The organism is Pedobacter sp. GQ55, from assembly GCF_059758925.1.
Map to the genome: position 1 here is coordinate 193,071 of NZ_JCAXEI010000001.1, position 26,839 is coordinate 219,909.

Below are 26,839 nucleotides of genomic sequence, written 5' to 3' on the forward strand. Positions count from 1 at the left end.
GCCGTTAATAGCAGGTGCAGATACGGCAATATAAGGGGTGAATTGCGACCGAATGATTAAGGCGATGTGACGCTAGTTAAATATATCAAAAGATGACGATACAAGCTGCAAAAATTCAATATGAGGCTCAATTTCCAAATTTTTATCTCTTTGCTTTTGAAACGATTTAAAAGATTCAAGGTTAAACAGATTTTGTTGGGCCGCCTCGTTTTTATGTATGGAAATATGCGTAAATGTTTTGCCATCTTCGGCAAGATATGACGAATAACGAATGCCTGAATCTTTAATGTTCCTTAAATCAGTTATAAATGTATTTACATTTTCCCGATTCGTTTGGGCAAATTCTGCCTTTACAGTGTAAGTTACTTTGACAATTTTCATGATGATCTTTTTTTAAGTTAAAAGTTGTTTTAATATATAGACGACTGACAAAATTGAAATAGGACATGATCTTTTATTTTGTAATATGCCGAGATGTAATTAACTTCAACGAATAACATTTAAAGTTAGCATTTTGGAAGATAGCATTAAAGGGCTTGTACCACATGTATTGAGTTTTATTATAAATGAGCTTTGCAAGAATGGCTTTATGATCGCTTATGAAAAAGACCTGTCGGATTTAAAGGGCCTGATTGAGCCGGATTCTATTTCGCCTGATGATTTTGAACTGCTGGAGGCTGTTGATGATGACGTTGTGCGGGTTTTGCTGGGGTCTGTTGATAAGGTGATAAAATGCTCTAAAACTTATTTTCTGATAAACAATCTTGATGAAATGGAGGTGATGGAAAATGAAGGGTATAATCTGTTGGCTTCCGATAACTACTATACTTATATTATTGATTGGGAAAGTAAAAGCTATAAGGACTTGCTCTATAATTTAAACGCAGTTTATTTTTCTATTTCGCAACTGCTGTATCATACCACTTGCCAAATTAAACTTGACGAAGTTGAAATACCGGAGGAAATGTATGATGAGTTTCTGGATAAATATTCGGATCTGTTAAGAGGGAAGATAAATCCTGATGATAAAAATATTTCGCTATTATATGATCTTATTATAGACTTAAATGCTGATCTGGGTGATATTGATAAGCTCACAGATTAACTCTTTTATTGTTTTTTTGATTTTTTTTGTCTCTGTTAATGAAAGCTTAAGCAGTTTTAAGTAAGTTTGGGATTTAAAATATACCACTTATAAAATGTCAGATCAGAAAAAAGAAATATTCGAAGGCGTAGCACAGCGCTTAAAGATTGAAGGATTTAATGTAGTTAACCGTGATGAGACCCGTCCGTGGGGAGGTTTTTTTGTAATTGATGAAGAACAAGCGCAACAATTTGCAAACGTTTATTTTGAAGGTTTAAATGTTGATGATCTTAAAATTTCAGGTAAATTAAGTCCTAAAATATTAATCGTTGCTCCAAATACACGTTTGTCGTGGCAATACCACCACCGTCGTGCTGAAATATGGAGAGTAGTTAACGGTACTGTTGGTGTGATTACAAGCGATACCGACGAGCAGGGGGAAGTAAAACAATTAACTCCTGGACAAAGCATAAAATTAAAGCAAGGTGAAAGACACCGTTTAATTGGTTTAGAAGACTGGGGTATTGTTTCAGAAATCTGGCAACACACAGATCCGGCTAATCCATCTGATGAGAGCGATATTGTAAGGGTTCAGGACGACTTCGGAAGATAATGCATCTTCGTGTCATTTAATGGCATCATTGTATCTAAATACCTATAATACTCGTTAATATCTTATATGATAATTTTATTATTTTTTCTGGCACATTGGTTTTTGTCTCTTTTTTCTCAAACTTTCTTTTTGCACCGTTATGCATCGCATAAGATGTTTAAAATGAATGGTTTTTGGGAGAAATTTTTTTATGCAATTACCTTTTTGTCTCAGGGGTCGTCCTTTTTAAATCCAAGAGCGTATGCGATTTTACATCGTATGCACCATGCTTTTAGTGATACAGAAAAAGACCCGCATTCTCCACATTTTGTAAAAGATGTTTGGGGCATGATGATTCAGACAAAAAACATTTATCTGAATTATTCAAAGTATAACCATGAGCCTGAAGAGCAGTTTCGTGATAATTATCCTGCATGGCCACTTATTGATAAAATAGGCGATTCATGGATTACACGTCTTGTATTCATTAGCTTTTATATTTGGTTTTATGCAACGTTTGCTACCGCATGGTGGATGTTTTTATTGTTACCAATACACTTTTTGATGGGACCTCTTCATGGTGCAATTGTAAATTGGTGTGGCCATAAATACGGTTATTCTAATCATGATAATGATGATCATAGCAAGAATTCTTTGCCTCTTGATTTTCTGATGCTAGGAGAGTTGTTCCAGAACAATCACCACAAAAAACCTAATAGTCCTAATTTTGCCTCAAAATGGTTTGAGTTTGATCCAACTTATCCAATCATGAAAGTGATGCACTGGATGAGGATTATTAAGTTAAGAAAGTCAAATTAAGAGGGGGAAAACTAAGTGACCTGTTTTCGGGCTGGAAAAAAGGCATGAAAGGCAGTGGTGGTTTACAAACACTTGTGAACGATTGAGTGTAGTGGAAGTTGTCAGTTAGATACAGTAAGTCAAATTACATAGTGGATTGAATTTGGCTTAACTAGCAATTCAAAAAATAGCTTATAAAAAAGGGCAGGATCTTCAAATTTGCAAGATCCTGCCCTTTTTTATTTTTCCTAGAAATTTAATGTCTGGAAGAGGGCCTAGCGTTCTTTTGCGCTTCTTCAGTGCAAATGAATGCAGCCCGAAAACAGATCACTTAATTTGACTTCTTTTTGTTGTTGCCACTCCAGCGTCTGCTTCCACTGCTTGGTGTTCTTTTAGCGCCGCTTAAGTTAGGCTGACGGTCCGTTCTTTCCGGGCGTTGTCCTCTTGATGGTTTAGCTTTTCCTTTTGATTTTGCTGCGGCAGCACCTGACATCAGGCTTTGCCAGCTCATAGCAAAAGGGTGGTCTTCGGTAACAGGTATTTTTAAGCCGATCAATTTCTCGATATCGTCTAAAAATTCTTTCTCTTCTGAATCACAAAACGAAAGCGCAGTACCACTTAAGCCAGCACGACCAGTACGACCAATCCTGTGTACATAAGTTTCAGGTATATTTGGTAATTCGTAGTTGATTACATGAGTTAATTCATCAACATCAATACCACGTGCTGCAATATCAGTAGCAACCAATATACGTGTAGTTTTGGCTTTGAAATTGGTTAGTGCACGTTGTCTGGCATTTTGTGATTTATTGCCATGAATGGCTTCGGCTTTAACACCAACTTTGATCAGGTCTTTTACAATGCGGTCGGCACCATGTTTTGTACGAGAAAATACCAATGCAGTTTGAATGGTTTTGTCTTTTAAAATATGGTGCAATAAATCTTTCTTGTCGTTTTTTTCTACATAAAAGATCTCTTGTTGAATCTTTTCTGCTGTAGAGGAAATAGGGGTAACCTCAACTTTAATCGGATTTGTAAGGATCGTATTGGCTAAAGTCTGGATTTCCTTTGGCATGGTAGCCGAGAAAAATAAAGTCTGTCTTTTAACAGGTAATTTAGCAATAACTTTCTTTACATCATGGATGAAACCCATGTCCAGCATTCTGTCGGCTTCATCAAGCACAAAGATCTCAATATCACGCAGGTTGATAAAGCCCTGATTCATCAGGTCTAGTAATCTTCCTGGAGTAGCAACAAGAATGTCGACACCTCTGTGAAGCGCATCTGTTTGTGCTTTTTGTCCAACACCACCAAATATTACCAGTTGTTTTAAAGGCAGGTTTTTTCCGTAAGCTTTAAAGCTCTCTTCAATTTGTATGGCCAGCTCACGTGTTGGTGTTAATACCAATGCTTTTATAGCCTTATGTATTTTCGTATTGGCGTGAGGCTTACTAAGCAACTGTAACATTGGGATGGCAAATGCGGCAGTCTTACCTGTACCGGTTTGTGCACACCCTAACAGATCTCTGTTTTGAAGTATGGATGGTATGGATTGTTCTTGTATTGGGGTAGGTTGTGTATAACCTTCTGTTTGCAGCGCTTTTAAAATTGGCTCAATCAGGTTTAATTCTTCGAATAACAATGTATTTGTATTTAATGTATAATAGAGGTAAAAGAATATCACCTCGCTGCAAAGGTACGTATAAACTTCCGGCTTTTATTCATATCCCTGATTTATAGCTATGTGGCTATAAATCAGGGGCTTTGTTTTCTTTGAAACGGCTAAAAAACAGGAGGGCCAGTATGCAAAGCACAAAGCCTACAACGCCGTTTAAACGCAACCCGTAATCATTTCCTGGGTCTTTGCCATATACGGTTAGCATAGCAAATATAGCTATTCCCATAGTTTGCCCCAATTTAACAAAGAGGTATTTAACGGCAAAAAACATCCCCTCGTGGTTTTCTCCTGTTTCTTTTGTGTCATTTTGAGCAATATCAGCTAAAATAGCATTAGGCAAAATGCCTAAAGATGCCAAAGGGAAAGACGCAAATATTACCAGAATATACATTTGGATGGCAGGAGAAAAGGGCAGGTGGCCTAAGAAATAAATGGTGACAAATATTAAGCTGAGTATAGCAAATGCAACCAGTACCAGGGGCTTTTTACCAAATCTTTTGGCTCCATAATTAATAAAAGGATAAAAGCAGAGCGATAGAATTACCATGGTACCCATAAATTTACCACCATCAGAATCTGGCAGACCTAACAATACAGTAACAAAGAAAAGCAGACCACTTGAAATGATACTAAGGGCAATATAATAAGTGAAATCGGAGATCAGATAATATTTAAAATTGGTATTTCTGAAAGTATTTTTAAGTGCAGGTATAAGCTCGATATGGGTCGGTTTAGCATCTGTATATTCTTTTTCATCTATAAACATAACCGGTAAGATCATAACCAGCCCAGAGAATATGCTGAGGCAAAAGATGGTGTATTGCAGGGCTTCGGATCTGTCTGTGATTTTAAAAACATCCTGTATCAGGTCAGCATAATTATTGCACATGGCTCCAATTATCATCCCTAAAACAAAGCCTACCTGCTGGAAGGTAGAGAGTTTAACTTTCTGATCAGCACTATGTGTTAATTCGGCAAGTAGTGCATTGTAAGGGATAATATAGGTGGTAACCGAGATAAAAAAACCGGCAAGTACTATGGTAAGCCACCAGGCATTGGTAATGCTTTCTCCCTTAACCATAGGATAGAAAACAAGAGCGCAACATACTACTGCCGGCATTATTGCGTATTTCATAATAGGAATGCGCCTGCCTTTTGGATTGTCGCTGGCGTCGCTCAAAGAGGCAATGAACGGGTCATATATGGCATCAAATAGTCTGCCGGATGCAGCAATGAGTGATAAAATATTAAAAGCACCAAACACCAATAATTGAGGAACCAGCGGAGTGAGCCCTGAGTTGTTTGGGGGAAGATAAAAATAGGGCAGCATAACTATAATAATGTTGGTCATGATGCTCCAGCCCATCATTCCCGCTGCGTAGGCAATTTCTTTTTTAAAGGGTAGTTCTTTTATCGGCATCTTATATAGGGTGATGGATTGAGCTTGTTAATTGTGGTTGTTATACTGTTTGTTATGTTCGGTTTCTTTGGTAAAATCGGTTTATGAAATAGATAATAATAAAGCATGCAAATATCAATAAACCATTTATTGCGGCTTGCGGATCGTCAGCATAAATGCTGATAGCTACAAATAAATAGGCAGCAATAAATATCAATGGCATTAAGGGATACATGCGCATGCTGTAAATGGTGTTTTTATCAAGATGGGCGGTTCGCTTTCTTAAAAAGAATATGGTAGCCGCCGAAGTAGCCATACCAATGCAATCTAAAAATATGGTGTAATTCAGGATTTTGTCGAACGTTTGAGCGTAAAACAATGTAATGATAGAGATGATGGTGAATACAGTTAAGCTCACAAACATGACATCCGATTTTTTGCTCTTTTTAGTAAATATTGCAGGTAATGCCTTCTCTTCGCCCATAGCAAACATAGCTCGTGGATTGCTTAGTAAATTGACATTTACATAGCCCAGAACAGAAAGGTAAATTAAGCAGGATAATACAGTAAAACCTATAGGGCCAAAGATTTTTCCTGCAAGAATTGCCGCAATGCTTTCGGCTGTTTTTAGTTGCTCAAATCCTATCACCCTTACATACACATAATTAATTGCCATGTAAAGTATAAAAATGATAGCTAAGCCGGTAAAGATTGAGCGGGGGATAATTTTGCCCGGAGATTTTGTTTCGCCCCCAAAGTTGATGGTTTGCTGATATCCACCAAAGGTAAAAGAGATGCCGATTAAACAGATGCCCAGCGCCTTACCATAATCAAACAAGGTTGGGATAGCCCCGTTTGATGTGCTGAAAGTAGAAGGGGAGCTTACTGCTGCAGGCCCCATAAATACAGCGCCAATTAATATTAGTACCATACCTATTTTTATTAATGAAAGTACATTTTGTGTTTTAGAGCTAACTTTTAGCCCCAATAAATTGATGAAGTAAAACAGGCCAATAGAAATAGCGGCAATTGCTATTCTTGAAAACTCAGTTTGCATTTCAACGGGTAAAATGATCTTACTTAAATATTCCGCGCCGATAATTGAAACACCTGCAACTGAAGCGGCATTTGAAACTACTATGATACAGTTGATGGCAAAAGCAATGGAAGGATGGTAAAATGCCGAGAATATCTTATAGTATCCGCCGGTAACCGGAAAACGAGATCCTATTTCGGCATAAGTTAAAGCCCCACACAGGGCAATTAGTCCTCCAACGATCCATGCTAAAAAAAACAATTCTGGTATTTGCGCTCCTGCAGCTACATTAACGGGTGTGCGGAAGATGCCCATCCCTATTACCAGACTTACAACGATCATTGATAAGTCAAGCATGGAGAGCTGTTTTTCAGGTCGCATATTGAGCATGATTTAATTTGTTTGAATATACATGAAAATGTGCATTTGTTGAAACTTTGTAATTGATTCCCCAGCTTATTCGAGTAAATTTACTGCATTATAGTATTTTTGTATTATACTTACTTACATCATGGCTGAACCGAATTATAACGAAGATAGTATACGCTCCCTCGATTGGAAAGAGCACATCAGATTACGTCCCGGTATGTACATTGGTAAACTGGGCGATGGATCTGCACAGGACGACGGGATTTATGTTTTGCTTAAAGAAATTGTGGATAACTCAATTGATGAGTTTGTGATGGGCTCTGGCAGAACAATTGAAATTACGGTATCCGAACACAAAGTTAATGTGAGGGATTACGGTAGGGGTATTCCTTTAGGTAAAGTAATAGACTGCGTATCTAAAATAAATACCGGTGGTAAGTATGATAGTAATGCCTTCCAAAAATCTGTAGGGTTAAATGGTGTGGGTACTAAGGCTGTAAATGCACTTTCTACAAATTTTGTGGTTCAATCTTATCGTGAGGGAAAAACGAAAAAAGTAGAATTCTCCAAAGGTGAAATTGTTTTAGAGAATGATATTATTGAAACTACTCAGCGTAATGGTACTGCAATTACCTTTTATCCGGATGAGACTATTTTTAGAAACTATCACTACATCTCTGATTTTGTAGAGAGTATGATCTGGAATTATGTGTTCCTGAACACAGGTCTTACCGTTAATTTTAACAACCAAAAATACTTCTCAGAAAGAGGGCTGTACGACCTGCTTTCTAAATTTAATAAAGCCGAGGAATTGCGTTATCCCATCATTCACTTAATTGGTAATGATATTGAAATTGCAATGACTCACGGACAACAGTATGGCGAGGATTATCATTCTTTTGTTAACGGTCAGCATACTACGCAGGGCGGTACGCATCAGGCTGCATTCCGTGAGGCCGTGGTAAAAACGATAAGAGAGTTCTATAAAAAAGAATATGACGCTTCTGACATCAGGGCATCTATTATTGCTGCAATTTCTGTTAGGGTACAGGAACCTGTTTTTGAGTCGCAGACTAAAACCAAACTTGGATCTCAGAATATGGGCCCCGACGGACCTTCGGTAAGAACATTTATTAACGACTTTGTTAAAAAAGAGCTTGATGATTATCTGCACAAACATTCGGATGTATCTGATGCATTGTTGAAAAGAATCCTGCAGTCTGAAAGAGAGCGTAAAGATATTGCAGGCATCAAGAAGCTAGCTAACGATAGGGCAAAAAAAGCATCTTTACACAACAAGAAACTAAGAGACTGTAAAGTTCACTTTAACAGTAATCACGATAAAAGATATGAAACCACGTTGTTTATTACCGAGGGAGATTCTGCTTCGGGTTCTATCACTAAATCCAGAGATGTAGACTGCCAGGCAGTTTTTAGTCTTAAGGGTAAGCCTCTGAATTGTTATGAGCTTACTAAAAAAGTGGTGTATGAAAATGAAGAGTTCAACTTGCTGCAACATGCATTGAATATTGAAGACGGGCTGGAAGGTTTGCATTACAATAATATTGTAATTGCTACTGATGCGGATGTTGACGGTATGCACATCAGGTTGTTAATGATGACCTTTTTTCTTCAGTTTTTTCCTGATCTTGTACGTGCAGGTCATGTTTACATTTTGCAAACGCCATTGTTTAGGGTTCGTAATAAAAAAGAAACGATTTATTGCTACAGCGACGATGAAAGAAAGCGTGCAATTGAGAAGCTTGGTAACAAGCCTGAAATTACACGATTTAAAGGTTTAGGTGAAATCTCACCAGATGAATTCGGACTTTTTATAGGTAAGGACATCAGGTTAGATCCAGTAATCTTAAAGGATCAGACCATTAAAAATCTTTTGGAATATTATATGGGTAAAAATACTCCAGACAGGCAACAACATATCATTAGAAACCTTAGGGTAGAAAAAGATACCATAGAGGAATTATTGCCTGAAGAAGTTGTTATCGCAGAAGATCCAGAGGAAACAACATTAGATGTTGCTTAAGATTTATTAAAGTATCGGTTATGTGAAAATTTTCGTTTAATATTGTATTTCAATCAGATCCCTCTTGATATACTTGTTTGATAAGTTCTGTGGTTATTAAAACTGCAGCATAAAAAGATAATATGTCGTTTAACGCTAAGAGAAGAGATCCGTTCCGTTACTTTGTAGTAGCCTTTTTGATACTTGCACTGTTTATTTATGCTTTTCTGTTATACCTAAGGAATAGCAAAATTAATGGGTTAAAGAACGACATTACAAAGCTAACCATGCTTCAGAAAAGTTATTCAGAAGTAGATACCTGTATTTATATTCTTTATCAGGCAGAGAACAACTCGCGCATGTATGCAGTAACTGCAGATAAATATTACCTTAATCAATTCTCAGATGGTATCCACAAAATTTCTCTTCTTTTAAGCGATTTAAATGGCCTTGGAGATAACAACCCCGAGAATCAGGATTTAAAAGAACTTGTAAATCAGAAAAAACTAAAGACAGAGAGCTATTTGAAACTTAGGCAGTTAACAGATAGCCTGTTTGCCGGTTTCTCAAAACTTGGTTTGGAAGAAAGGCGTACCCAAGCAAAGATTAATCTGGGTTCAATAAAGAAAAAGTTTAAAACAGTAACAACTGTAGATACGATTAAACAATCAGTTAAACCGCGTAAAAAATTCTTTGGCAGAATAGCGGATGCAATTTCTAATAAAGATAATAAAGACAGTGCAGTTACAATTGTTAAAACCAAAAAGAACGAGGGGGTTGTGGACGAGGTTACAACTTTTAACAACAAATTATTAGAAGATGTAGAAGCCTATTACCGGAAGCTTTATGCCAATAATAACCAAATCAAGAGTAATGAAAAGGCAATTTTGTTGTTGAACAATAAACTGATCCACGATATTATTACGGCATTAAAGGAGTTTAAGCAAAATGATATCGAGTATTTAGCTAAACGAAGAGTTACTTTGGGTGGGGAGCTTGAAGTAGAGCTTAAAAAATTAAGCGGAATGGAACTGATAGATGCACTCTTATTGGTTTGTTTAGTCGGTATTATTCTCTATAATTTGTATAAGCTTTATAAAAATGAAAGTCTATTGATCAGCTTGAATGGTTTAGCGGCACAGGATTCACACTCGAAAAGTCGTTTCCTTGCTAATATGAGCCATGAAATACGCACACCATTAAATTCGGTAGTTGGGTTTTCTGAGCAGCTTGGCAAGAGTAATCTAAATGACGAACAGAGAGAGCAAGTAGACGCTATCCGCAGTTCATCAGAGATGTTGCTCGAACTGGTTAATGAAATTCTTGATTTTTCAAAGTATGAAGTAGGTGTAATAAATATCGAATCTGAACCTTTCTCTCCAGAGTCAGAGATTGCTGAAGTTTTTCATAGCATGAATGTTCTTGCGGAAAATAAGGATCTAAAATTAGAGAGTAAAATAGCTATCGATAAAAATATTTATTTAATTGGCGACCGTTTGCGGTTGAAACAGGTTATTATGAATCTGTTAACCAATGCTATTAAGTTTACAAAAAGAGGGAAAATAACGCTTCGGGTTCAGCTGGTAGTAGATGGGAAAAAACAGGCAGTATTAAAAGTGCAGGTAGAAGATACCGGTATAGGTATGGCCAGGGAAGATCTTGATCTGATATTTCTTGAATTCTCGCAAATCTATTCGTCGGCCACGACACAACTTCAGGGAACTGGCCTGGGATTGGCAATTTGTAAAAAGATAGTGGAACTGCAGGGTGGTAAAATAAATGTGAGCAGCGTACTTGGTAAGGGCTCTGTATTTAGTTTCGAAATCCCCTACCTTATTTCAGAATTTGCAGAGGAACAACATGATGATAAAGGAACGTCAACTGTTGAGAAACTGAAAGGAAAGAAGGTGCTGCTGGTTGATGATAATAAAATGAATATTTTATTGGTTCAAACCATATTGAAGAGGTGGGGTATGGAATATGATTCTGCTTATGATGGTAAACAGGCACTCGAATTATACAAGAAGAACGACTACGATATTGTTTTAACAGATATTCAAATGCCAGTGATGGGTGGGGTAGAGCTTACTCATGAAATCAGATATAACGGGGATTTTGCAAAATCAGGAATTCCTATTTTAGGGATAACTGCCCACGTAATGCAGGAAAACAGAGAGGCCTATTTAAAGGCAGGAATGAATGATCTGGTATTAAAACCATTTTTAGAACAGGAACTGATGGATCAGATGCTTAAGTATATTTAAGGAATCTTCGTATCTTCCGGATGCTGTGGAGGTAATACATCCACCTTTTTTTCTACAATAACAATTTTGGTATGCACAGCATATTTACTTGGTGCTATACCCTTATCATATCTTTCTGCATAGGCCTGCGTAAATTCGGCTCCAAAATATAATATGATAGAAGTGTAATAGATCCATAGCAAGATTACGATTATAGAACTGGCGGCACCAAATGCAGAAGCAGGGTTGCCCTTTTCAATATAGATTCCAATTATGTACTTACCCAAACTAAAAAGTAGTGCAGTAAACAGGGCTCCCACAATTGCTGGTTTCCATTTTAAATCAACATCAGGTAGTACCTTAAAAATGATGGCAAAAATGCAGGTTACAACTGCCAGTGTTAAGGCATTGGTAAGGATCAGCATAAAAAGTTCTGATACTTTTTCAACGCCAATTTTGGAAGCAAGCCCTACAAGCTTGTCGCCTATACCCACTACAATACTATTTATAACAAGGGAGACGAGTAACAAAAATCCAAGCGAAGCAATTAGCGAAAAGGAGAGAAGTCTGTTGGTGATTAACTTTTTCCACCCCTTTTTTGGTACAGCCTTTACTTTCCAGATTAGATTAATACTGTCTTGAATTTCTATGAACATTGCCGTAGCACCAATAATAAGTGTGGTGATACCTATAATTAGCCCCAAAGTACTTTTTCCTGAAACATTTGATTGTTTTACGAAGGATTTGAGTTGAGCGGTCGCATCCGGACCCACCAAATCTTGTATTTCAGAGAAGAGTTCCTCTCGCGGATCCATTTTATATTCTTGAATTGTTCCATCAGCAGATGTTTCTATTGTATGCTTAATATCCCCACCTAAAAACAAACTTGCTGCAGCAATGATAATAATGATAAGTGGGGTAAGGGAGAATATGGTGTAATAGGCAAGTGCAGCACTTAGCTTCATCACCCTGTCTTCCATAAACCCTTTTCCAGCGGCTATAAATAAATGTGCTGTTGCTTTAACAAAATGAATAGCTTTTTTTAAGAATGTCATAATCAATATTAAAAAGGATACCCAATACCTATGTTATAGATTAAATTTTCTTTACGCCAGGTGCTGCTTCCAAAGTCTACCTGATCTATTACCCAACGATTTCCAGGTTCAAGATAAGGTTTTCTGATAGGGAAGGCTACATCCAAACGGATAACGAAGATCGATGCATCTACCCGGAGACCGGCACCCGTACCTACCGCAATTTCATCAAGTGCATCTTTAAAATTAAAACCCGACCCTGGTCTTAACGGATCTTCTTTTCTTAACCACACGTTCCCGGCATCTGCAAATAGAGCCCCATATAAAACACTAAATAATTTAAAACGTAATTCTGTGTTAACCATTGCTTTTATATCTCCGCTTTGGTCGGTATAGCTATTGATTTGGTTTGGCAGTTTGTAAGAACCAGGTCCCAATGATCTGGCCGCAAAAGCCCGGATATCGTTACTACCTCCGGCAAAGAACTGACGCACAAAAGGAATAGATGTATTGTTTCCATAGCCATAACCATAACCAAAATTTAAACGACTTGCCCAGATCAGGTTCTTGGTGATTTTATAATAATCTCTAAAATCGGCTTCAACCCGTATAAATTGATTGATAGGAATGCCTAGTACAGTCTTTTTGCCTTCATCGTTTTTCCCTGCAAATAATCCCCATACGTTTCCACCGGTTTCCAGAGTCCCATTGAAATAGATATTGTTTCTTCTGAAATCCTCCATCTGATTGGTAAATGTGAAACTATAATTGCTTCCTATAATAAATTGACGTTCCAGATTCTTTTCCAAACCGGGGTTTGCTGCGAAAAGACTATCACTTATGGTCGTATCACTGGTCACATTAGATGTCACGTAATTTATAGAGATAGGGTTAAAGCTATGTTCTTTGTATAAATTTTCTTTCCAGTTATATCCAAACTCTCCTTTAAAGGAATTCAGACCGTATAAGGATCCTCTGTTTAACGATTGGTATGACAAAGAAGCAATGGTTTTAGGGATAAACGCGTTGGTACTGTTAAAACTAAAGAAAGGGAGTATAAATCTTGGGAAAGTAAGTTTTGCTTCAGTTGTAAAGGAATATGAGTTTAGTCCTTTAGCTTGCCCGCTTACCTGAGTTTCGAAACCACCACTTACACTTACATCCAACTGCTCACCACCTCTAAAAAGGTTGCGGGTAGTTTGAGTTAGCTTAGCTTCTGATCCAACAAAGTTATTGGATTTGCTGGTGCCGGTAACTGAAAATGAAAGGGAGTTTTTCTTTAAAGGGGTGAGGAAAATGTTAAGGTTTAGCTTATTGTTTCTAAAACTGTCGACAGGTAAAAACTCTGCTTTAACATTCTGAAAAATACCTATGTTAACCATTCTGTTTAAGGATTGGTTATGATCACGTCTGTTATACAGTTCATCTTTTTTGAAGAAAACCAACCGGTCAAATAAACCCGACTTGTAGGTATGTCGCGTATCATAAATATTAAAATCCTTGTATACCTCAGGAATTGAATTTCTGATTGCGCTGTCTCTCCTTAAAGAATAATTAGGGTAGATATTAATTTTATCAATGGTGTATGGTTTAAGGCCAGCATCTGGTGCAATATCTTTTACTTTTATTCTGATATCTACCAGGTGTTTACCTAAAGTACTATCGACCTGTACTAACAGATAGTCCGGACTAAAATAAAAATACCCCTGTTCTTTTAAATCGTTGTCTATCCTGATTCGCTCATTCTTATAAGTCTCCAGATCATAGTTGTCGCCGACTTTTAATAGTGTCTTGTCTTTATTCTGATTAATTATGCTAGCTACACCGGTGCTATCTTTCGGGAATTCGACACTGTTAATCTTATATCTTGCACCAGTTACCACTGTGTAAAGTGCTTTACCTTTTTTGCCATTAACTACAGTATCTCCGCTTACTTCAGACTGAAGGTAGCCCTGACTAATCAAATAGCTTTTAAGCACAGCATTATTATAAGGGATTTTGACTTCACTTAATAACACAGGAGGTTCGCCAACCTTTGTGCGCAACCAGTGTTTTAACCCCTTTGGCTTTTTCGGTTCTCCCGCGAGGTTATACATGCCAAGTTTGAACTTAATTCCCAAAATCGACTTATTGGGGTTCGGCCGTGTTTTATCAAGCAAAACACCTTTAACCTCCTTCTGATCGTCAATTTTTTCCGTTGAATCAGGGTTGATGTCAATATCGGCACCGGTGTATAATACCTCTCCAGGTTTAAGGTTTTTGGTACTGCTACAGGCGCCAAAAATTAAGCATGCAAGTATAAATAAGCCGGATTTAATTTGTTGTCTCATTTTTACGCCTCTCTTCATTTCTAAATCTTTTCTTTTTGGAGAAATTTTGGAAAACTTCTCTGAATCTATTGTAATCAACCACCAATGCAAATCCCAGTCCTGTTTCAATGATTTGTCCTTCAATTACGCCTTCGTTCTGATTGCGTCTATAGGCCCTTAACCTGTATCTGCCATCGCTCGATAGCAGGTATTCCACATTAACATTTCCTGCAATATTGGTAGAACTCTGACCTTGCTGCTGCGGGCCTTCTAATCCAAAAGAACTACCAACAGTAACAATTAAGCGGTCGTTCAGAAGCTTTTTGGATAGTCCGATTTCCAGATCTGTCTTTTGGGACTTGCTGCCCGATGCAGAATAATCTTCGGATGAATTTAAACCAAAGTTTATATCTACACCCTTTATCAAATCAGATGCAAGATTATTTAGTTGTTCCGTTAACAGTTTACTCACGCTTGAGCGAGCAATGGAGGAAACACTAGTTCCGCCAGCCAGACTTTGGAACGGATTATCTGCAATAAATCTGTTGAGTGCCAATAGCGCAAATACCTGTTTGTTCAGCTCGCTTTCATTGGTGTTTACGCTCTGTAATTTGGCATATACTGTTCCATTGATTGCACCACGTTCATTTTCTGGTAAATCCAATTTGAATTTGATTTTCGGTTTTAACAGCTCGCCTGTCATCATCAGATACACCTGGAAAGGAAGCTTGGTTTTTGCTTCGTATATTGTTGGGTCACCCAACAAATCGATTGGTGCTGTATTTACTTCATACAATGCCGTTAAGTTTACATTGGCCTCCATAGGATCACCAGTCCATACAATGCTGCTGCCTTGTTGTAGCTTAAAGTCCTTTTTAACAGGGCCAACAGTAAGATTGTAACTACCGTCAGACACCTGATATCTTCCCGTCAAACTCGTCTTGCCACTAGGATCCATTGTTGCTGTTAAAGAGGCCTGCCCTTTAACTTTTAGTGCATCACCGTTAGATGGATCTACCACCACAGTTAATTCTGCATCCGGATCAATGTTGATAGTGGCACTTAAATTAAGCCCTTTGATTGGGGATTTGCTAACAGAGTCACTAACGTTTAATGCCTTTTTGCCATTAAATGGAGGTGCGTTGAAATCTGTAAACTGTACAATACCTTCCTGATCAATTACCGATGGATCATCAGGTGGCATGGCAAAGAAGAACTTAGTTTTATCTTCTACTTTAACGTTCATATCTACATCAGGTTGATTAAGATCACCGCGGACCTTAATGGTGCTGGTAACATAAACAGTACCATAGATCATATCATTATCAGCAGCGGTAGAGTTCATAAGCCTAAAGTTGTTCGTCCTCATATCCATGTTGAACCGAAAATCCTTATAGTCAGTTGTGAGGACGCCGCCGGTGATTATCGCCTTCTGATTTAAAGAATCTATAATGGTAAATCTATTGAAGTTTATCCCCTTATCAGTAAAACTTATAGACTCATTTGGCATTCTGAAATAAGAATTCACATATGTTGCTGTAAATGCAGCCTGATTAAATTTAACGTCGCCTAAAATTTTGGGGGCATCAAGGGGACCTTTGATAGATAATTCCCCGGATATTGTACCCGAGCCATTCTTTATCTGTCCCATTGACACACTCTCTATTGCTTTCAGGTCAATTTTATCAATATTTAAGGTAAGGTCAAGCCCACTCTGTGGTGAAGTATAGTAAAATCCATTAACCCTTAACTCGTGTACACCAGACAAGGCAATGTTAGTTTCATATGCATTCTCGGTATTGTTGTTTACAGCAACACGCAAAGTTCCAAACTCATCTTTCAGATACCTTAGCCTATCTATTGTTAGGTTTGCCTCAAACTTAGGTGTGTCCATAAGCTCCTTTGCATCAACAGTACCATTAATCGTACCGCCAACCAAAGAACTGTCCTGCTCAGCAAACTTGGTAAGGGTTTCTATTTTGAAGTCCTTAAACTCCACTTTTAGAGGAGAGTTGGCAACAGTATCGGTACTGTTAATCCCTAAAAGCTGATTGCCCTTGCTGAGGTTAAATTGATTAGCTATAATGCCCGACTGGCCAAACTGGATATAATTTTCAGGTGCGATGGCCCATTTTTCGTAATTAAGCAAAAGCTTTTTAGGGTCTAAACTGAACTGGTAGTCTTTGTTGATCGATTTAAAATTGCCACCTAAAATATACTTGTCTTTCCGCTTACTATCTCTTAAATAAATATTTAAGCCAAGGTCGTTATTTACAGCCTCACCGCTAATTTCGCTGTTAAACAAATTGGCTGCTGAACTCTGAAAACTTTTTATCTGTAGTTTATAATTAAGCTTCTGCTCAGTGTTGTTCACATTAAGTTTAGTACTGTCAATCCTGTAACCGCCATAAACTATCTGAGGGAAAGAAGCATTCATAAGCAAACTATCCTTCTGAGTATCAATTAAGCCATTCATTCTGGACGGTGCAAAGGTGGTTAGTTCGGGCACAAAGTTCTGAAGGATTTTGGGATTGTAGAAATTTACGTAGAACCTAAAACGCTGATCAGGGATTTTAGTAACCTCACCAAATTGATAGTATTTATTGATCTGATTAATCACAGCGCTGCCGACATTGGTAAGTTGATATTTACCATCTATTTTGGCTCGCATGAACTCAGAACGAAGGGTAAGCATGTTGTGTGTTTCACTCGCTTCAGAATGCATTACAATTGTGTCTACATTAAAGCGTTGGCCATCTTTAACTACTTGTAAGCCATTTACAAAAATATCACCGTTAAGGTAATCCGGATCAGCAGTTTTTACATCTGCATTAATTACCCCCGCTAACTTAAATTCGCCCGGACTGAAGTTGAGTTTCTGAAGATCAACCTGTTTTAAATCTATATCTGCTTTTACTGCCGGATATTTGCCCGCAATATTTACGGCTGTGGTTAAATTAAAATTCAAATTGGTGTCGGCCATATTGCCTTTTAAATTCAATTTCTGCTGCTTAAAATCGCCACTTAAAAAGAGATCCTTGTAAGTGTATTTGTTGTAGTACGCACTTATTAATTGTGCTTTAAACTGTGCCGAGGCAGTTTTAGGGTCGAGTCCCGTTCCTTTAACACTGGCGTTAGCAGTAATTTTCCCTAACTGAGCTTGCTGTTTAAGTAATCTGCCTACATTAAAATTATTGAGGTTTACATTGGCAACATAACGCTCCTTGCCTTTAGGGCCTTTCATGCTTGCCAGTAGCTTGGCCGATCCCATGTCGGTATTAATGTTAAAGCCAGTATTGAAATTGGTCATTGAGCCGGCAAACTTTCCGTTTGCAACAATTACATTAGGAAGCTCTATATTGGTTGGCAAAGTCTTTTTAGGGATAACCACTAAAAGATCTTTTTTAGTCATGGCAAACCTTTTGATGTTCATATCAAAATAAGCTTTGTCCATATCAGGGAGTCCTTTTATCCTGCCACTCACATCAATGTTCGTACTTTTTAACCCCGAAATCTGTAGTCGGGGGATAACAAGGTTATTCATATAGCCACTAACATTGGCATTTACTTTTATCTTCTCATTTCTATAGTTTTCGGGAACCGCATCACTAAAGTAAGCAGCGTCTTTTAAGCCAATAGTTGTGTTTTTAACTACTATTGAGAGTTTTACCTTTTCCGGATGTTTTGTTAAATCATCAAGAGAAGAGTAATTTAATTCTGTAACGTTTTCTATTGATGTGTTGGGTGTTTTAAGTAGGAAGTTATTCACCTTAATTGCCTTGTCGGAATATACAACATCTCCTCTTAGTTTAGATAGCTGAAAACCACTCTTTTCCTTAAACACACCTTCTTTTACATTTATTTTTATGCCCGTATCACTATAGGCTAGCGCATCCGCAATTAAGGTAAGGCCGGTAAGCTTTAAATGGTTAAAGTCCATTCCTTTAGTGGGTTTAGCTCCAAGATTATCGAACTGAACATTGTTCTCTGTTAAACTTATATTATCAACCAGTAATGACAGGGGTAAAGATTTCTCTGCAGTATCCGCTTTTGTCTCTTTGCCGGCCTTAACCGGTTTTAATGCAAACAGGATATTTGATTTGTTTAGCCTTGCATCATTTACCTTGTACTTGCCATTTTTAACGTCTGCTAAAAGCTTGGTTAACGATAAGTCATTAACATTTACATCCGCTTTGTTGGTTGCCGAGCTGAAGTTTATCTTGGTGTCATTTAGTTTAACATCGTCAATTTTATAGTTGCTATTGGTAAGGTCAATAAACAGCTGAGTTAGGGCTAGCTTGTTCAGATCAACATCTGCATTCATACCCGAGATCCGATCGTCGAATCCTATTTTTATATTGTTAAAAGCAAAATCATGAATCTCTACAAGTGGTAATTTACCCGATTCCGTTTTTGCTGTATCTATGCTGTTTTGTAAATGAGCCTGTAACTGTGTAAGGGGTTTTTGTTGCAGATATTTTAAGGAAGTGTTTTTTAAGGCTAAGGATTTGATCACATAGTGTTGATTATCCAGGTCGAAATCTTTAATGTTGGCAGTAAACTCACCCAGGTTTAATTTTACATCATTTCCTGCAACATCATCACGATAAACGATGCCGATGTCTTCAAAAGTCACCTTTTCAATAGAAAATTTGAGGGTAGATGTGGTGTCTTTTGCAACTTCCTCTTCGGGCTTTTCCTGTTCAGACATAAACGCATCTACCAGGAAAGAAAAGTTGAATGCGGTATCGGGGTTTATGCGGGTAACATTGGCTCTTATTTTTTGCAGTGAAATATTATTGATCTCCACCTTATTACTCAAAAGTTTGAACAGGCTAATGTCTACAGAAAGTTTTTGTGCATATAGTAGGGTATCGCCTTTTCTATCTTCAATATAGAATTTATTCAGCACCACGTCCTTTGGTAGTGCAATTTTTATACTCTCAAGACTTACCTCAGTTTTGGTTTTATCCTTTAAATAATTTATTGCTTTGTTCTTTACAAAATTTTGTACTGCCGGAATGTTTAAGGAAAGTGCAATAAGGACAACCAGCATAATGATGCTTGCAATTACCCAAAGTATGATTTTAAGACTTTTACGAATATATATATTCAACTGAAATGCGTTTAATAGGGTTTTAAATCTATGATTCCGGTACTAAAACCATGCCACCGGCGTCAAAATTAGACTTCTTACTTGTATCTACAATCTAAATAATTAAATTGTTTAAATCAAGGGATAAAATTGTTGTTAATCTATTGTTAGAAAATTATGTATGTTTAAATATGGATCAGAAAAATTTTGTTGTTAGCTATCAAACTTTTAAGTCCTTAAATGAGCTAAGCGCATCAGATCAGGAATTATGTTTAAAGGCCGAAGAGGCATTGAAATCATCATACTCACCTTATTCAAACTTTAAGGTTGGGGCAGCTTTAAAATTAAGCAATGAGCAGGTGGTTCTTGGTAGTAACCAGGAAAATGTGGCCTATCCCTCGGGACTTTGTGCAGAGCGCGTTGCACTATTTACAGTTGGGGCTGCTTACCCCGAAGCGGCTGTCCAGGCTATGGCAATTACTGCAAAAAGCAATAACTTTGTTATTCAGAAACCGGTAACATCATGCGGTGCATGCTTGCAGGTAATGGCCGAATTTGAACAGAAACAAAAGCAGGAAATTGAAGTGCTTTTTTACTGTGTCGGTGGAGAAATAATAAAAGTAAAAGGGATTAAGAACCTATTGCCTTTTGTGTTTGTTGAAGAGCGATTGGAAAGATAAAACATCAATTCATAAAATAATGCCCAAAAATGATGAAAATCTAGTCCATTAACCCGAAAAAGATAGGTTATTAACCAAGAACTGTTAAAAACTTCTGTTCTTAATATTTCATTCCAACCCTTATATTTACAAAATCCAATCCTTTTTTGATGAGCGACGAAACAGAAAACAACATAAACGAAGAAAGTACACATACTGTAATCCCTATCAACGGGCTTTATGAGAACTGGTTCCTCGATTATGCCTCTTACGTAATTCTTGATCGCGCGGTTCCACACATCAACGATGGTTTAAAACCGGTTCAGCGACGCATTATGCACTCTTTAAGAGAGATGGATGATGGGCGTTTTAATAAGGCGGCCAACGTTATCGGAAATACCATGAAATATCACCCGCATGGGGATGCTTCTATTGGCGATGCGATGGTGCAAATTGGCCAAAAGGAACTGTTGATAGATTGCCAGGGTAACTGGGGTGATCCGGTAACTGGCGACAGTGCCGCTGCGGCCCGTTATATCGAAGCGCGTTTGTCTAAATTTGCAAACGAAGTAGTGTTTAATCCAGATACTACCGTTTGGCAATTGAGTTATGATGGTCGTAACAACGAACCTATTACTTTGCCTGTTAAATTTCCTTTGCTACTAGCCCAGGGAGCAGAAGGTATTGCGGTAGGTTTGGCCACCAAGGTTATGCCTCATAATTTTCTGGAACTTATTGATGCATCTATTGAATCGTTAAAAGGAACCAGGCCAAATATCCTTCCTGATTTCTTTACCGGTGGCATGGCCGATTTCTCAGCGTATAACGAAGGTATGCGCGGAGGTAAAATTAGGGTTAGGGCAAAAATTACAGAAAAAGATAAGAAAACACTCGTAATAACTGAAATACCATACAGCACAACAACAGGTTCTGTAATCGATAGTGTGTTATCTGCTAACGACAAGGGTAAAATCAAGATCAAGAAAATTGAAGACAATACGGCACAACATGTGGAGATTGTCATCCATCTTGCTCCTGGTATCTCACCCGATGTAACCATTGATGCCTTGTATGCTTTCACTTCATGCGAGGTTTCTATTTCTCCAAATACTTGTGTTATTAAGGATGATAAACCTCAGTTTTTGAGTGTTAATGATATCCTCATAGAGAATACCCATAATACCAAGAACCTGTTAAAACAGGAGCTGGAAATTAAGTTGCATGAATTGCAGGAAAGAATATTCTTTAGCTCATTACTAAAGATCTTTATTCAGGAAGGTATGTACAAAAATGCCGACTATGAGAATTCTGGTAATTTTGAAACAGTTGTTGAGGTATTGAATCTTTTATTCGAGCCATTTAAGCCCGATTTGTACAGAGAAATTCAGCCCGAAGATTTCAAAAAACTTATTGATAAACCAATGAGTAGCATTACCCGTTTTGACGTTAAAAAGGCGGATGATCAGATGAAAGCTTTAGCCGATGAGATCAAAGTTGTAAAAAATCACCTTCGTCACCTAACAGATTATACCATTGCCTGGTTCCAGAAACTTAAAGATAAGTATGGTAAGGGTAAGGAACGTAAAACGGAGATCCGTTTATTCGATAGGGTAGAGGCATCCAAGGTTGCTTTAGCCAATGTAAAACTATACCTGAACCGTGAAGATGGTTTTGTTGGTACTGGTTTGCGTAAAGATGAATTTGTTGCAGATTGTTCTGATATTGATGAAATCATCGTTTTTAGAGAAGATGGTAAATGTATCATCACCAAAGTAGCAGATAAAACCTTTGTTGGTAAAGGAATTCTGCATGCGCAGGTGTTTAAAAAAGGCGATGAACGGACCATCTATAACATGGTCTATAAAGATGGATCCAGTGGCGTTTCGTACATTAAACGTTTCGCCGTAGTTGGGGTAACCCGTGATAAGGAATACGACCTTACCAAAGGAAGTAAAGGTTCTAAAGTATTGTATTTTACAGCCAATCCAAATGGAGAAGCTGAAGTGATTACGGTTCAGTTAAAACCGCACACTAAACTTAAAAAGCTTCAATTTGACCTTGATTATGCTGAAATAGCGATCAAAGGACGTGCCTCTCAAGGTAATATTGTATCTAAATATCCGATCAAAAAGATCTTGTTAAAAACAAAAGGGGTATCAACACTTTCTGGTCTTAAGATATGGTATGATGACTTGCTTAGAAGACTTAATGTTGATGGGCGAGGTAAATACCTTGGTGAATTCGATGGTGACGATAAAATATTGCAGGTTCATAAAGAGGGATGGTATGAGCTGAGTACATTCGAATTGAGCAATCACTTTGATGCCGATCTGATACTGATCCAGAAATTTGATCCCGAAAAACCATTTACTGTTGTGCAATACGAGGGGAAAGCTAAAAACTATTTCATTAAGAGATTTGTATTTGAATCAATTGCAGTAGGTAAAAAAGGCAATCTGATTAGTGAAGAGAATGGTTCGAGATTCCTTTACCTGACCAGCAACCCAGAAGCGGTGTTAACCATTGATGTGCTTAAAGGTAAAACACAAATTCCTGAGACATTAGAAATTGTGTTAGCAGAGTTTATTGATGTAAAGGGTATAAAGGCTAACGGAAACAGGATCACTCAACATGACGTAAAAAATGTGAGTATTTCTAATCATGAAGAACCAGAATTAGTTCTGGAAAGTAAGGTTAGTATTCCGGATACTTCCTCTAATGAAGAGCAAGCTGAAGGAGAAACTACTGACACGACAGACGAGGTAACTACAGTTGAGCAAGAGGAAAATATCCAGGACGTAGAGGCAAGTCATGTCGACCCGGAAGAGCCGCAAGCTGTGTCAGAAGAACCTGAAGTTGAACAGGAGGAAGCATCGCCTGTTGAGAAAAAACCTTTTGTTATTGCTAAGGAACCAAAACCTGTAGCAAAAGAAGAACCTGTAGAAAAGGTTGAAGAAAAGCCAACTGAGGAAGTGACCGAAGGAAAACCAAAAAAAGCATGGGGAGCACCTAAAGCACCAGAAAAAGAATCAAAGGCGAAGCCTGAAGTTAAGGAAGAGCCTAAAGCTAAGCCAAAACCTGAGGCTAAAGAAAAACCTGAGGCTAAAGAAAACCCAGAGACAAAGAAGGATGAGAAGGACATTCCGGCAAAAGAAATTAAGTTTGAGATCACTAATCCCGACGATATAGAAATTGACGACAAGGGGCAGTTAGGCTTGTTTTAGTCCTAATGTCCTGATCTTCGTTATTTTGATCATTAAATTTTTGTCATTTTCTGGCTAATCATTGCCGGATTTTGATTTAGATAAATATATTTGTCAGATTACACATCACAATTAAAAGATAGATACTACTTAGCTTTATGTTGAAAAAATTGACGGGCATTCTTATTTTACTTTCTTTTTTGCTGGTAAAGCATGTCTCGATATTTACTGTAACCGACCATACACAAACCGTATCCATCCATCATAACGATCAAGACACCGAGAATTCGGAAGAAGAAAAAGAATTAAAAAATCTGGAACTTACCGACGATGTTTTTATTCATCAGCCTATTGTAGAACTGGCGCATACTTTAACCTCAAAAAAGGTTAATTATTGCTTTGTATCGCGTACGGTCACCTCAGTTATTTCACTACCATACCCCCCTCCTGAAATCTGATTGTAAATACACTACAATTAAGATTCAATATTAGACAATAACTTTATTTTATGAGATATCCCTTAGTATCAAAAGGTGCCGTATTAGGCATTTTATTAAGTGCAACTGCATTGTCAGTAAATGCACAAAAAATTGAAGAGCAAGAGTTAAAAGTAAACGTAGATAAGATTTCTAATTCTACTGAACACTTAAAAAACCTGCAACCCGTAACTTTTAAATACGATGTACAAAAGTACAAACATCTTAAATTACCGGCCGGCGAGCAATACGGTTTCCTTGCCAGTAATGTACAGTCAGAATACCCTGCTATGGTTTATGAGGCTACTAAAATATATAACCAGGGCAAGAACAATTCAAAAGTAGCAAGATATAGTGAAGTACAATCAGAAAATCTGATCCCTGTACTTGTGGCGGCTATTAAAGAGCAGCAGGCAGAAATTGATCTGCTTAAAAAAGAATTAAACCTCTTGAAAGAGAAGTCTAAATAGATAGTTTTTTGTTTTAGTATCTTTGAAAAAGCCATCGAAATGATGGCTTTTTAATTAGTTCTGTTTTTTAGATTGCTGCATTGGGTTTGTTGCGGGCATCTGCTGCTCCTTAAACAATTCAAACCTGGTAGACTGATTTTTTCTTGGCCACGAGTTATTGCTCTCATCAATATCGGCAGTTTCTCTATTTGGGTCTAATTGCACTGAAACAACTTCCTTATCCTTAGCAAAAACTTTGGTTATCTTGTTCTCATTCTTTCTCCATACATAGGCAGGAATTCTATCAGTTTCCTTACTGCCATCCTTAAATGTCCATTCAATGATCAATGGCATCACTAAACCACCCAGGTTCGAGAATTCGAGTTCGTAAAAGTTCTTTTTGCTCTCATAGATTTTTTTCTCTTCTGTACCTAACGAGTTATAATAGTTTTGAAATTGCTCATCGGCAGTTTTACTGACTTCAAAGCGATCAAACTTATTGTAAAAATCAAGCAAGCTCGTGTCTTGCTCAATTGCAAACTTTACGCCCTCAGCCTTATTGCGTTCTCTGCTCAGGTATTTGTTGTCTTTGTCGTATGCTTTTTTGCTTTCTGCATTTTCAACAGCCTGTTTCATGCTGTTCATGCGATAATAACGGAGCTCATTCAATGAAATATCTACAGGGTCCGTGCTAAAGAACCAGCCTCTCCAAAACCAGTCAAGATCTACTGCCGAAGCATCTTCCATTGTTCTGAACAAATCGGCAGGAGTAGGGTGTTTAAATGCCCATCGCTTGGCATACTCTTTAAAAGAATAATCAAAAAGCTCTCTGCCCATTATGGTTTCTCTTAAAATATTTAGCGCTGTAGCCGGTTTAGCGTAAGCATTAGGACCAAAGTTTACGATGTTCTCGGAATTAGTCATAATCGGCTCCAACTGATCTTTCGGCATTTTCATGTAGTCTACAATCTTATGCGCTGGTCCTCGTTGAGACGGATAATTATTGTCCCATTCCTGCTCTGCCATAAACTGGCAAAAAGTATTTAAACCCTCATCCATCCAGGTCCATTGCCTTTCGTCGGAGTTTACAATCATAGGAAAAAAATTATGGCCTACTTCGTGGATAATTACGCTGATTACACCATATTTAAGTGACTCTGTGTATGACCCATCTTTTTCTGCACGGCCATGATTAAAGCAAATCATAGGATATTCCATTGCATTAGAGGCTTCAACAGATATTGCAACAGGATATGGATAAGGAATGGTGTGTTTAGAATACGATTTTAAAGTATGCGCTACCGCCTTGGTCGAATACCGGCTGTATATTGGGTAAGCTTCGGGGCCATAATACGACATGGCCATTGTTTTTTTTCCGTCGATATAAGTTGCCATAGCATCCCAAACCAACCTTCTTGAAGATACCCATGCAAAATCCCTTACATTTTCAGCCACATAAGTCCATGTCTTTTTCCTGGTGGCCTTTTTTGTAATAGCGGATTTTGCTTCACTAAGGCTTATAATTTCCAGAGGGGCTTTGGCTGTTTGTGCTTCATTCCATCTCTTTAAGCTGCTTGCGCTTAAAACCTGCGGATAGTTCTGGCATTCGCCCGTTGCACCAACAATGTGGTCAGCCGGAACAGTCATGTTTACCTTATAGTTCCCAAAAACCAGCGCAAACTCTCCTCTACCTTCAAATTGCTTGTTTTGCCATCCCTGGAAATCAGAATAGACAGCCATACGCGGAAACCATTGTGTAATGGTAAATAAATAATTGTTGTCCTGAGGGAAATACTCATAGCCACCTCTTCCATGGACAGTCTTACGATCAGAGATGTTGTAATTCCATGTTATTTTTAACTTATACTTTTCCTTAGGTTTAAGTACCATAGGCAAATCAATCCGTAACATCGTATTGTTAATCACGTAGGGAAGAGGAGTGCCCTTCTCATCGGTAATTTTAATGATCTTAACACCAAGATCATCATTGCGGCCAATAATATCAGAGAAGTCATCTAATGTCATCTTCTCTTTTATTTTGCTGGTTTGTGTAAGCTTATTATCGCTTGTAGCTTTATTTTGATTCTCATCAAGCTGGACCCATAAATAACTTAAAGGATCTGGCGAATTATTATAATAAGTGATCATTTCAGATCCATTTAAACGAAGGTTCTTTTCATCCAGTTCAGCATTAATCTCATAATCTGCCCTTTGCTGCCAATATGCGGGCCCGGGTGCGCCAGATGCAGAGCGGTAATAGTTCGGATCGGAAAGCATTGTGCCCAGTTGTTCAAACTTATTACCGTGGTTTGAACCCGGATTATTTAATGATTGTGCGTATATGCAGACATTAAAAAACAATACAGCAGTTAGAAGTGACAGTTTCTTCATT

Annotated in this window: 17 protein-coding genes; 9 read left to right on the top strand and 8 right to left on the bottom strand. The window is 37.8% G+C overall.

Features of this window, described 5'->3' with window-relative positions; all coding sequences use genetic code 11:
• Window positions 1–72: 72 nt before the first annotated feature.
• Window positions 73–381 carry a hypothetical protein gene (locus AC6CH7_RS00780; RefSeq protein WP_498260857.1) on the bottom strand — a complete coding sequence of 103 codons (309 nt, stop codon included), beginning with the start codon at window positions 379–381 and terminating at the stop codon, window positions 73–75.
• A 133-nt stretch (window positions 382–514) separates the two neighbouring features.
• Here AC6CH7_RS00780 and AC6CH7_RS00785 point away from each other — a divergent pair, with 133 nt between their 5' ends.
• The 3 genes from AC6CH7_RS00785 to AC6CH7_RS00795 all read left to right on the top strand — a co-directional run bounded on the left by AC6CH7_RS00785 (window position 515) and on the right by AC6CH7_RS00795 (window position 2,495).
• The gene (locus AC6CH7_RS00785; RefSeq protein WP_498260858.1) at window positions 515–1,105 is read left to right on the top strand and encodes a hypothetical protein; all 591 of its coding nucleotides are present in this window, start codon (window positions 515–517) and stop codon (window positions 1,103–1,105) included.
• Between the two features lie 94 nt (window positions 1,106–1,199).
• Window positions 1,200–1,697: a cupin domain-containing protein gene (locus tag AC6CH7_RS00790; protein WP_048903851.1), complete on the top strand. Its 498-nt coding sequence runs from the start codon at window positions 1,200–1,202 to the stop codon at window positions 1,695–1,697.
• A gap of 66 nt (window positions 1,698–1,763) precedes the next feature.
• A complete protein-coding gene (locus AC6CH7_RS00795) occupies window positions 1,764–2,495 on the top strand; it encodes an acyl-CoA desaturase (RefSeq protein WP_498260859.1) in 732 nt (243 codons plus the stop codon).
• 310 nt (window positions 2,496–2,805) lie between these two features.
• On the opposite strand, the gene AC6CH7_RS00800 is transcribed toward AC6CH7_RS00795, so the two are convergent.
• The 3 genes from AC6CH7_RS00800 to AC6CH7_RS00810 all read right to left on the bottom strand — a co-directional run bounded on the left by AC6CH7_RS00800 (window position 2,806) and on the right by AC6CH7_RS00810 (window position 6,968).
• Window positions 2,806–4,116 (bottom strand): DEAD/DEAH box helicase, encoded by a 1,311-nt coding sequence (locus tag AC6CH7_RS00800; RefSeq protein ID WP_498260860.1) that lies wholly within the window; start codon window positions 4,114–4,116, stop codon window positions 2,806–2,808.
• A gap of 106 nt (window positions 4,117–4,222) precedes the next feature.
• Entirely contained in the window at window positions 4,223–5,572 is a 1,350-nt protein-coding gene (locus AC6CH7_RS00805) for an MFS transporter (RefSeq protein ID WP_498260861.1), read from the bottom strand.
• A 52-nt stretch (window positions 5,573–5,624) separates the two neighbouring features.
• Complete coding sequence (locus AC6CH7_RS00810) at window positions 5,625–6,968, bottom strand: APC family permease (RefSeq protein WP_498260862.1); 1,344 nt, start codon at window positions 6,966–6,968, stop codon at window positions 5,625–5,627.
• Window positions 6,969–7,098: 130 nt separating this feature from the next.
• Between AC6CH7_RS00810 and AC6CH7_RS00815 the strand changes: the two genes are divergently transcribed.
• Window positions 7,099–9,000, top strand: a complete 1,902-nt coding sequence (locus AC6CH7_RS00815) for a DNA topoisomerase IV subunit B (RefSeq protein ID WP_498260863.1) — start codon at window positions 7,099–7,101, stop codon at window positions 8,998–9,000.
• 122 nt (window positions 9,001–9,122) lie between these two features.
• Window positions 9,123–11,243 carry an ATP-binding protein gene (locus AC6CH7_RS00820; protein ID WP_498260864.1) on the top strand — a complete coding sequence of 707 codons (2,121 nt, stop codon included), beginning with the start codon at window positions 9,123–9,125 and terminating at the stop codon, window positions 11,241–11,243.
• Here AC6CH7_RS00820 and AC6CH7_RS00825 read toward each other — a convergent pair.
• Genes AC6CH7_RS00825 through AC6CH7_RS00835 form a run of 3 tightly spaced genes read right to left on the bottom strand, consistent with a single transcriptional unit; the run spans window position 11,240 to window position 19,681 of the window.
• On the bottom strand, window positions 11,240–12,277 hold the full coding sequence (locus tag AC6CH7_RS00825; RefSeq protein WP_498260865.1) for a YihY/virulence factor BrkB family protein: 1,038 nt from the start codon (window positions 12,275–12,277) through the stop codon (window positions 11,240–11,242). The genes AC6CH7_RS00820 and AC6CH7_RS00825 overlap by 4 nt on opposite strands.
• Before the next feature lie 8 nt (window positions 12,278–12,285).
• Window positions 12,286–14,586, bottom strand: coding sequence for a translocation and assembly module lipoprotein TamL (gene tamL, locus AC6CH7_RS00830; protein ID WP_498260866.1), 2,301 nt, complete (start codon window positions 14,584–14,586; stop codon window positions 12,286–12,288).
• On the bottom strand, window positions 14,570–19,681 hold the full coding sequence (locus AC6CH7_RS00835; protein ID WP_498260867.1) for a translocation/assembly module TamB domain-containing protein: 5,112 nt from the start codon (window positions 19,679–19,681) through the stop codon (window positions 14,570–14,572). Before AC6CH7_RS00835 ends, tamL begins: the two co-directional genes overlap by 17 nt.
• A 170-nt stretch (window positions 19,682–19,851) precedes the next feature.
• On the opposite strand from AC6CH7_RS00835, the gene AC6CH7_RS00840 reads away from it, so the two are divergent.
• From AC6CH7_RS00840 to AC6CH7_RS00855, 4 genes are all read left to right on the top strand, one after another.
• A complete protein-coding gene (locus AC6CH7_RS00840; protein ID WP_498260868.1) occupies window positions 19,852–20,340 on the top strand; it encodes a cytidine deaminase in 489 nt (162 codons plus the stop codon).
• 149 nt (window positions 20,341–20,489) lie between these two features.
• On the top strand, window positions 20,490–23,543 hold the full coding sequence (locus tag AC6CH7_RS00845; protein WP_498260869.1) for a DNA gyrase/topoisomerase IV subunit A: 3,054 nt from the start codon (window positions 20,490–20,492) through the stop codon (window positions 23,541–23,543).
• A 137-nt stretch (window positions 23,544–23,680) separates the two neighbouring features.
• Window positions 23,681–23,980, top strand: coding sequence for a hypothetical protein (locus AC6CH7_RS00850; protein WP_498260870.1), 300 nt, complete (start codon window positions 23,681–23,683; stop codon window positions 23,978–23,980).
• Window positions 23,981–24,030: 50 nt separating this feature from the next.
• The gene (locus AC6CH7_RS00855; RefSeq protein ID WP_498260871.1) at window positions 24,031–24,468 is read left to right on the top strand and encodes a tail fiber domain-containing protein; all 438 of its coding nucleotides are present in this window, start codon (window positions 24,031–24,033) and stop codon (window positions 24,466–24,468) included.
• A gap of 54 nt (window positions 24,469–24,522) precedes the next feature.
• On the opposite strand, the gene AC6CH7_RS00860 is transcribed toward AC6CH7_RS00855, so the two are convergent.
• Window positions 24,523–26,838, bottom strand: coding sequence for a M1 family metallopeptidase (locus AC6CH7_RS00860; RefSeq protein ID WP_498260872.1), 2,316 nt, complete (start codon window positions 26,836–26,838; stop codon window positions 24,523–24,525).
• Window position 26,839 lies beyond the last annotated feature (1 nt).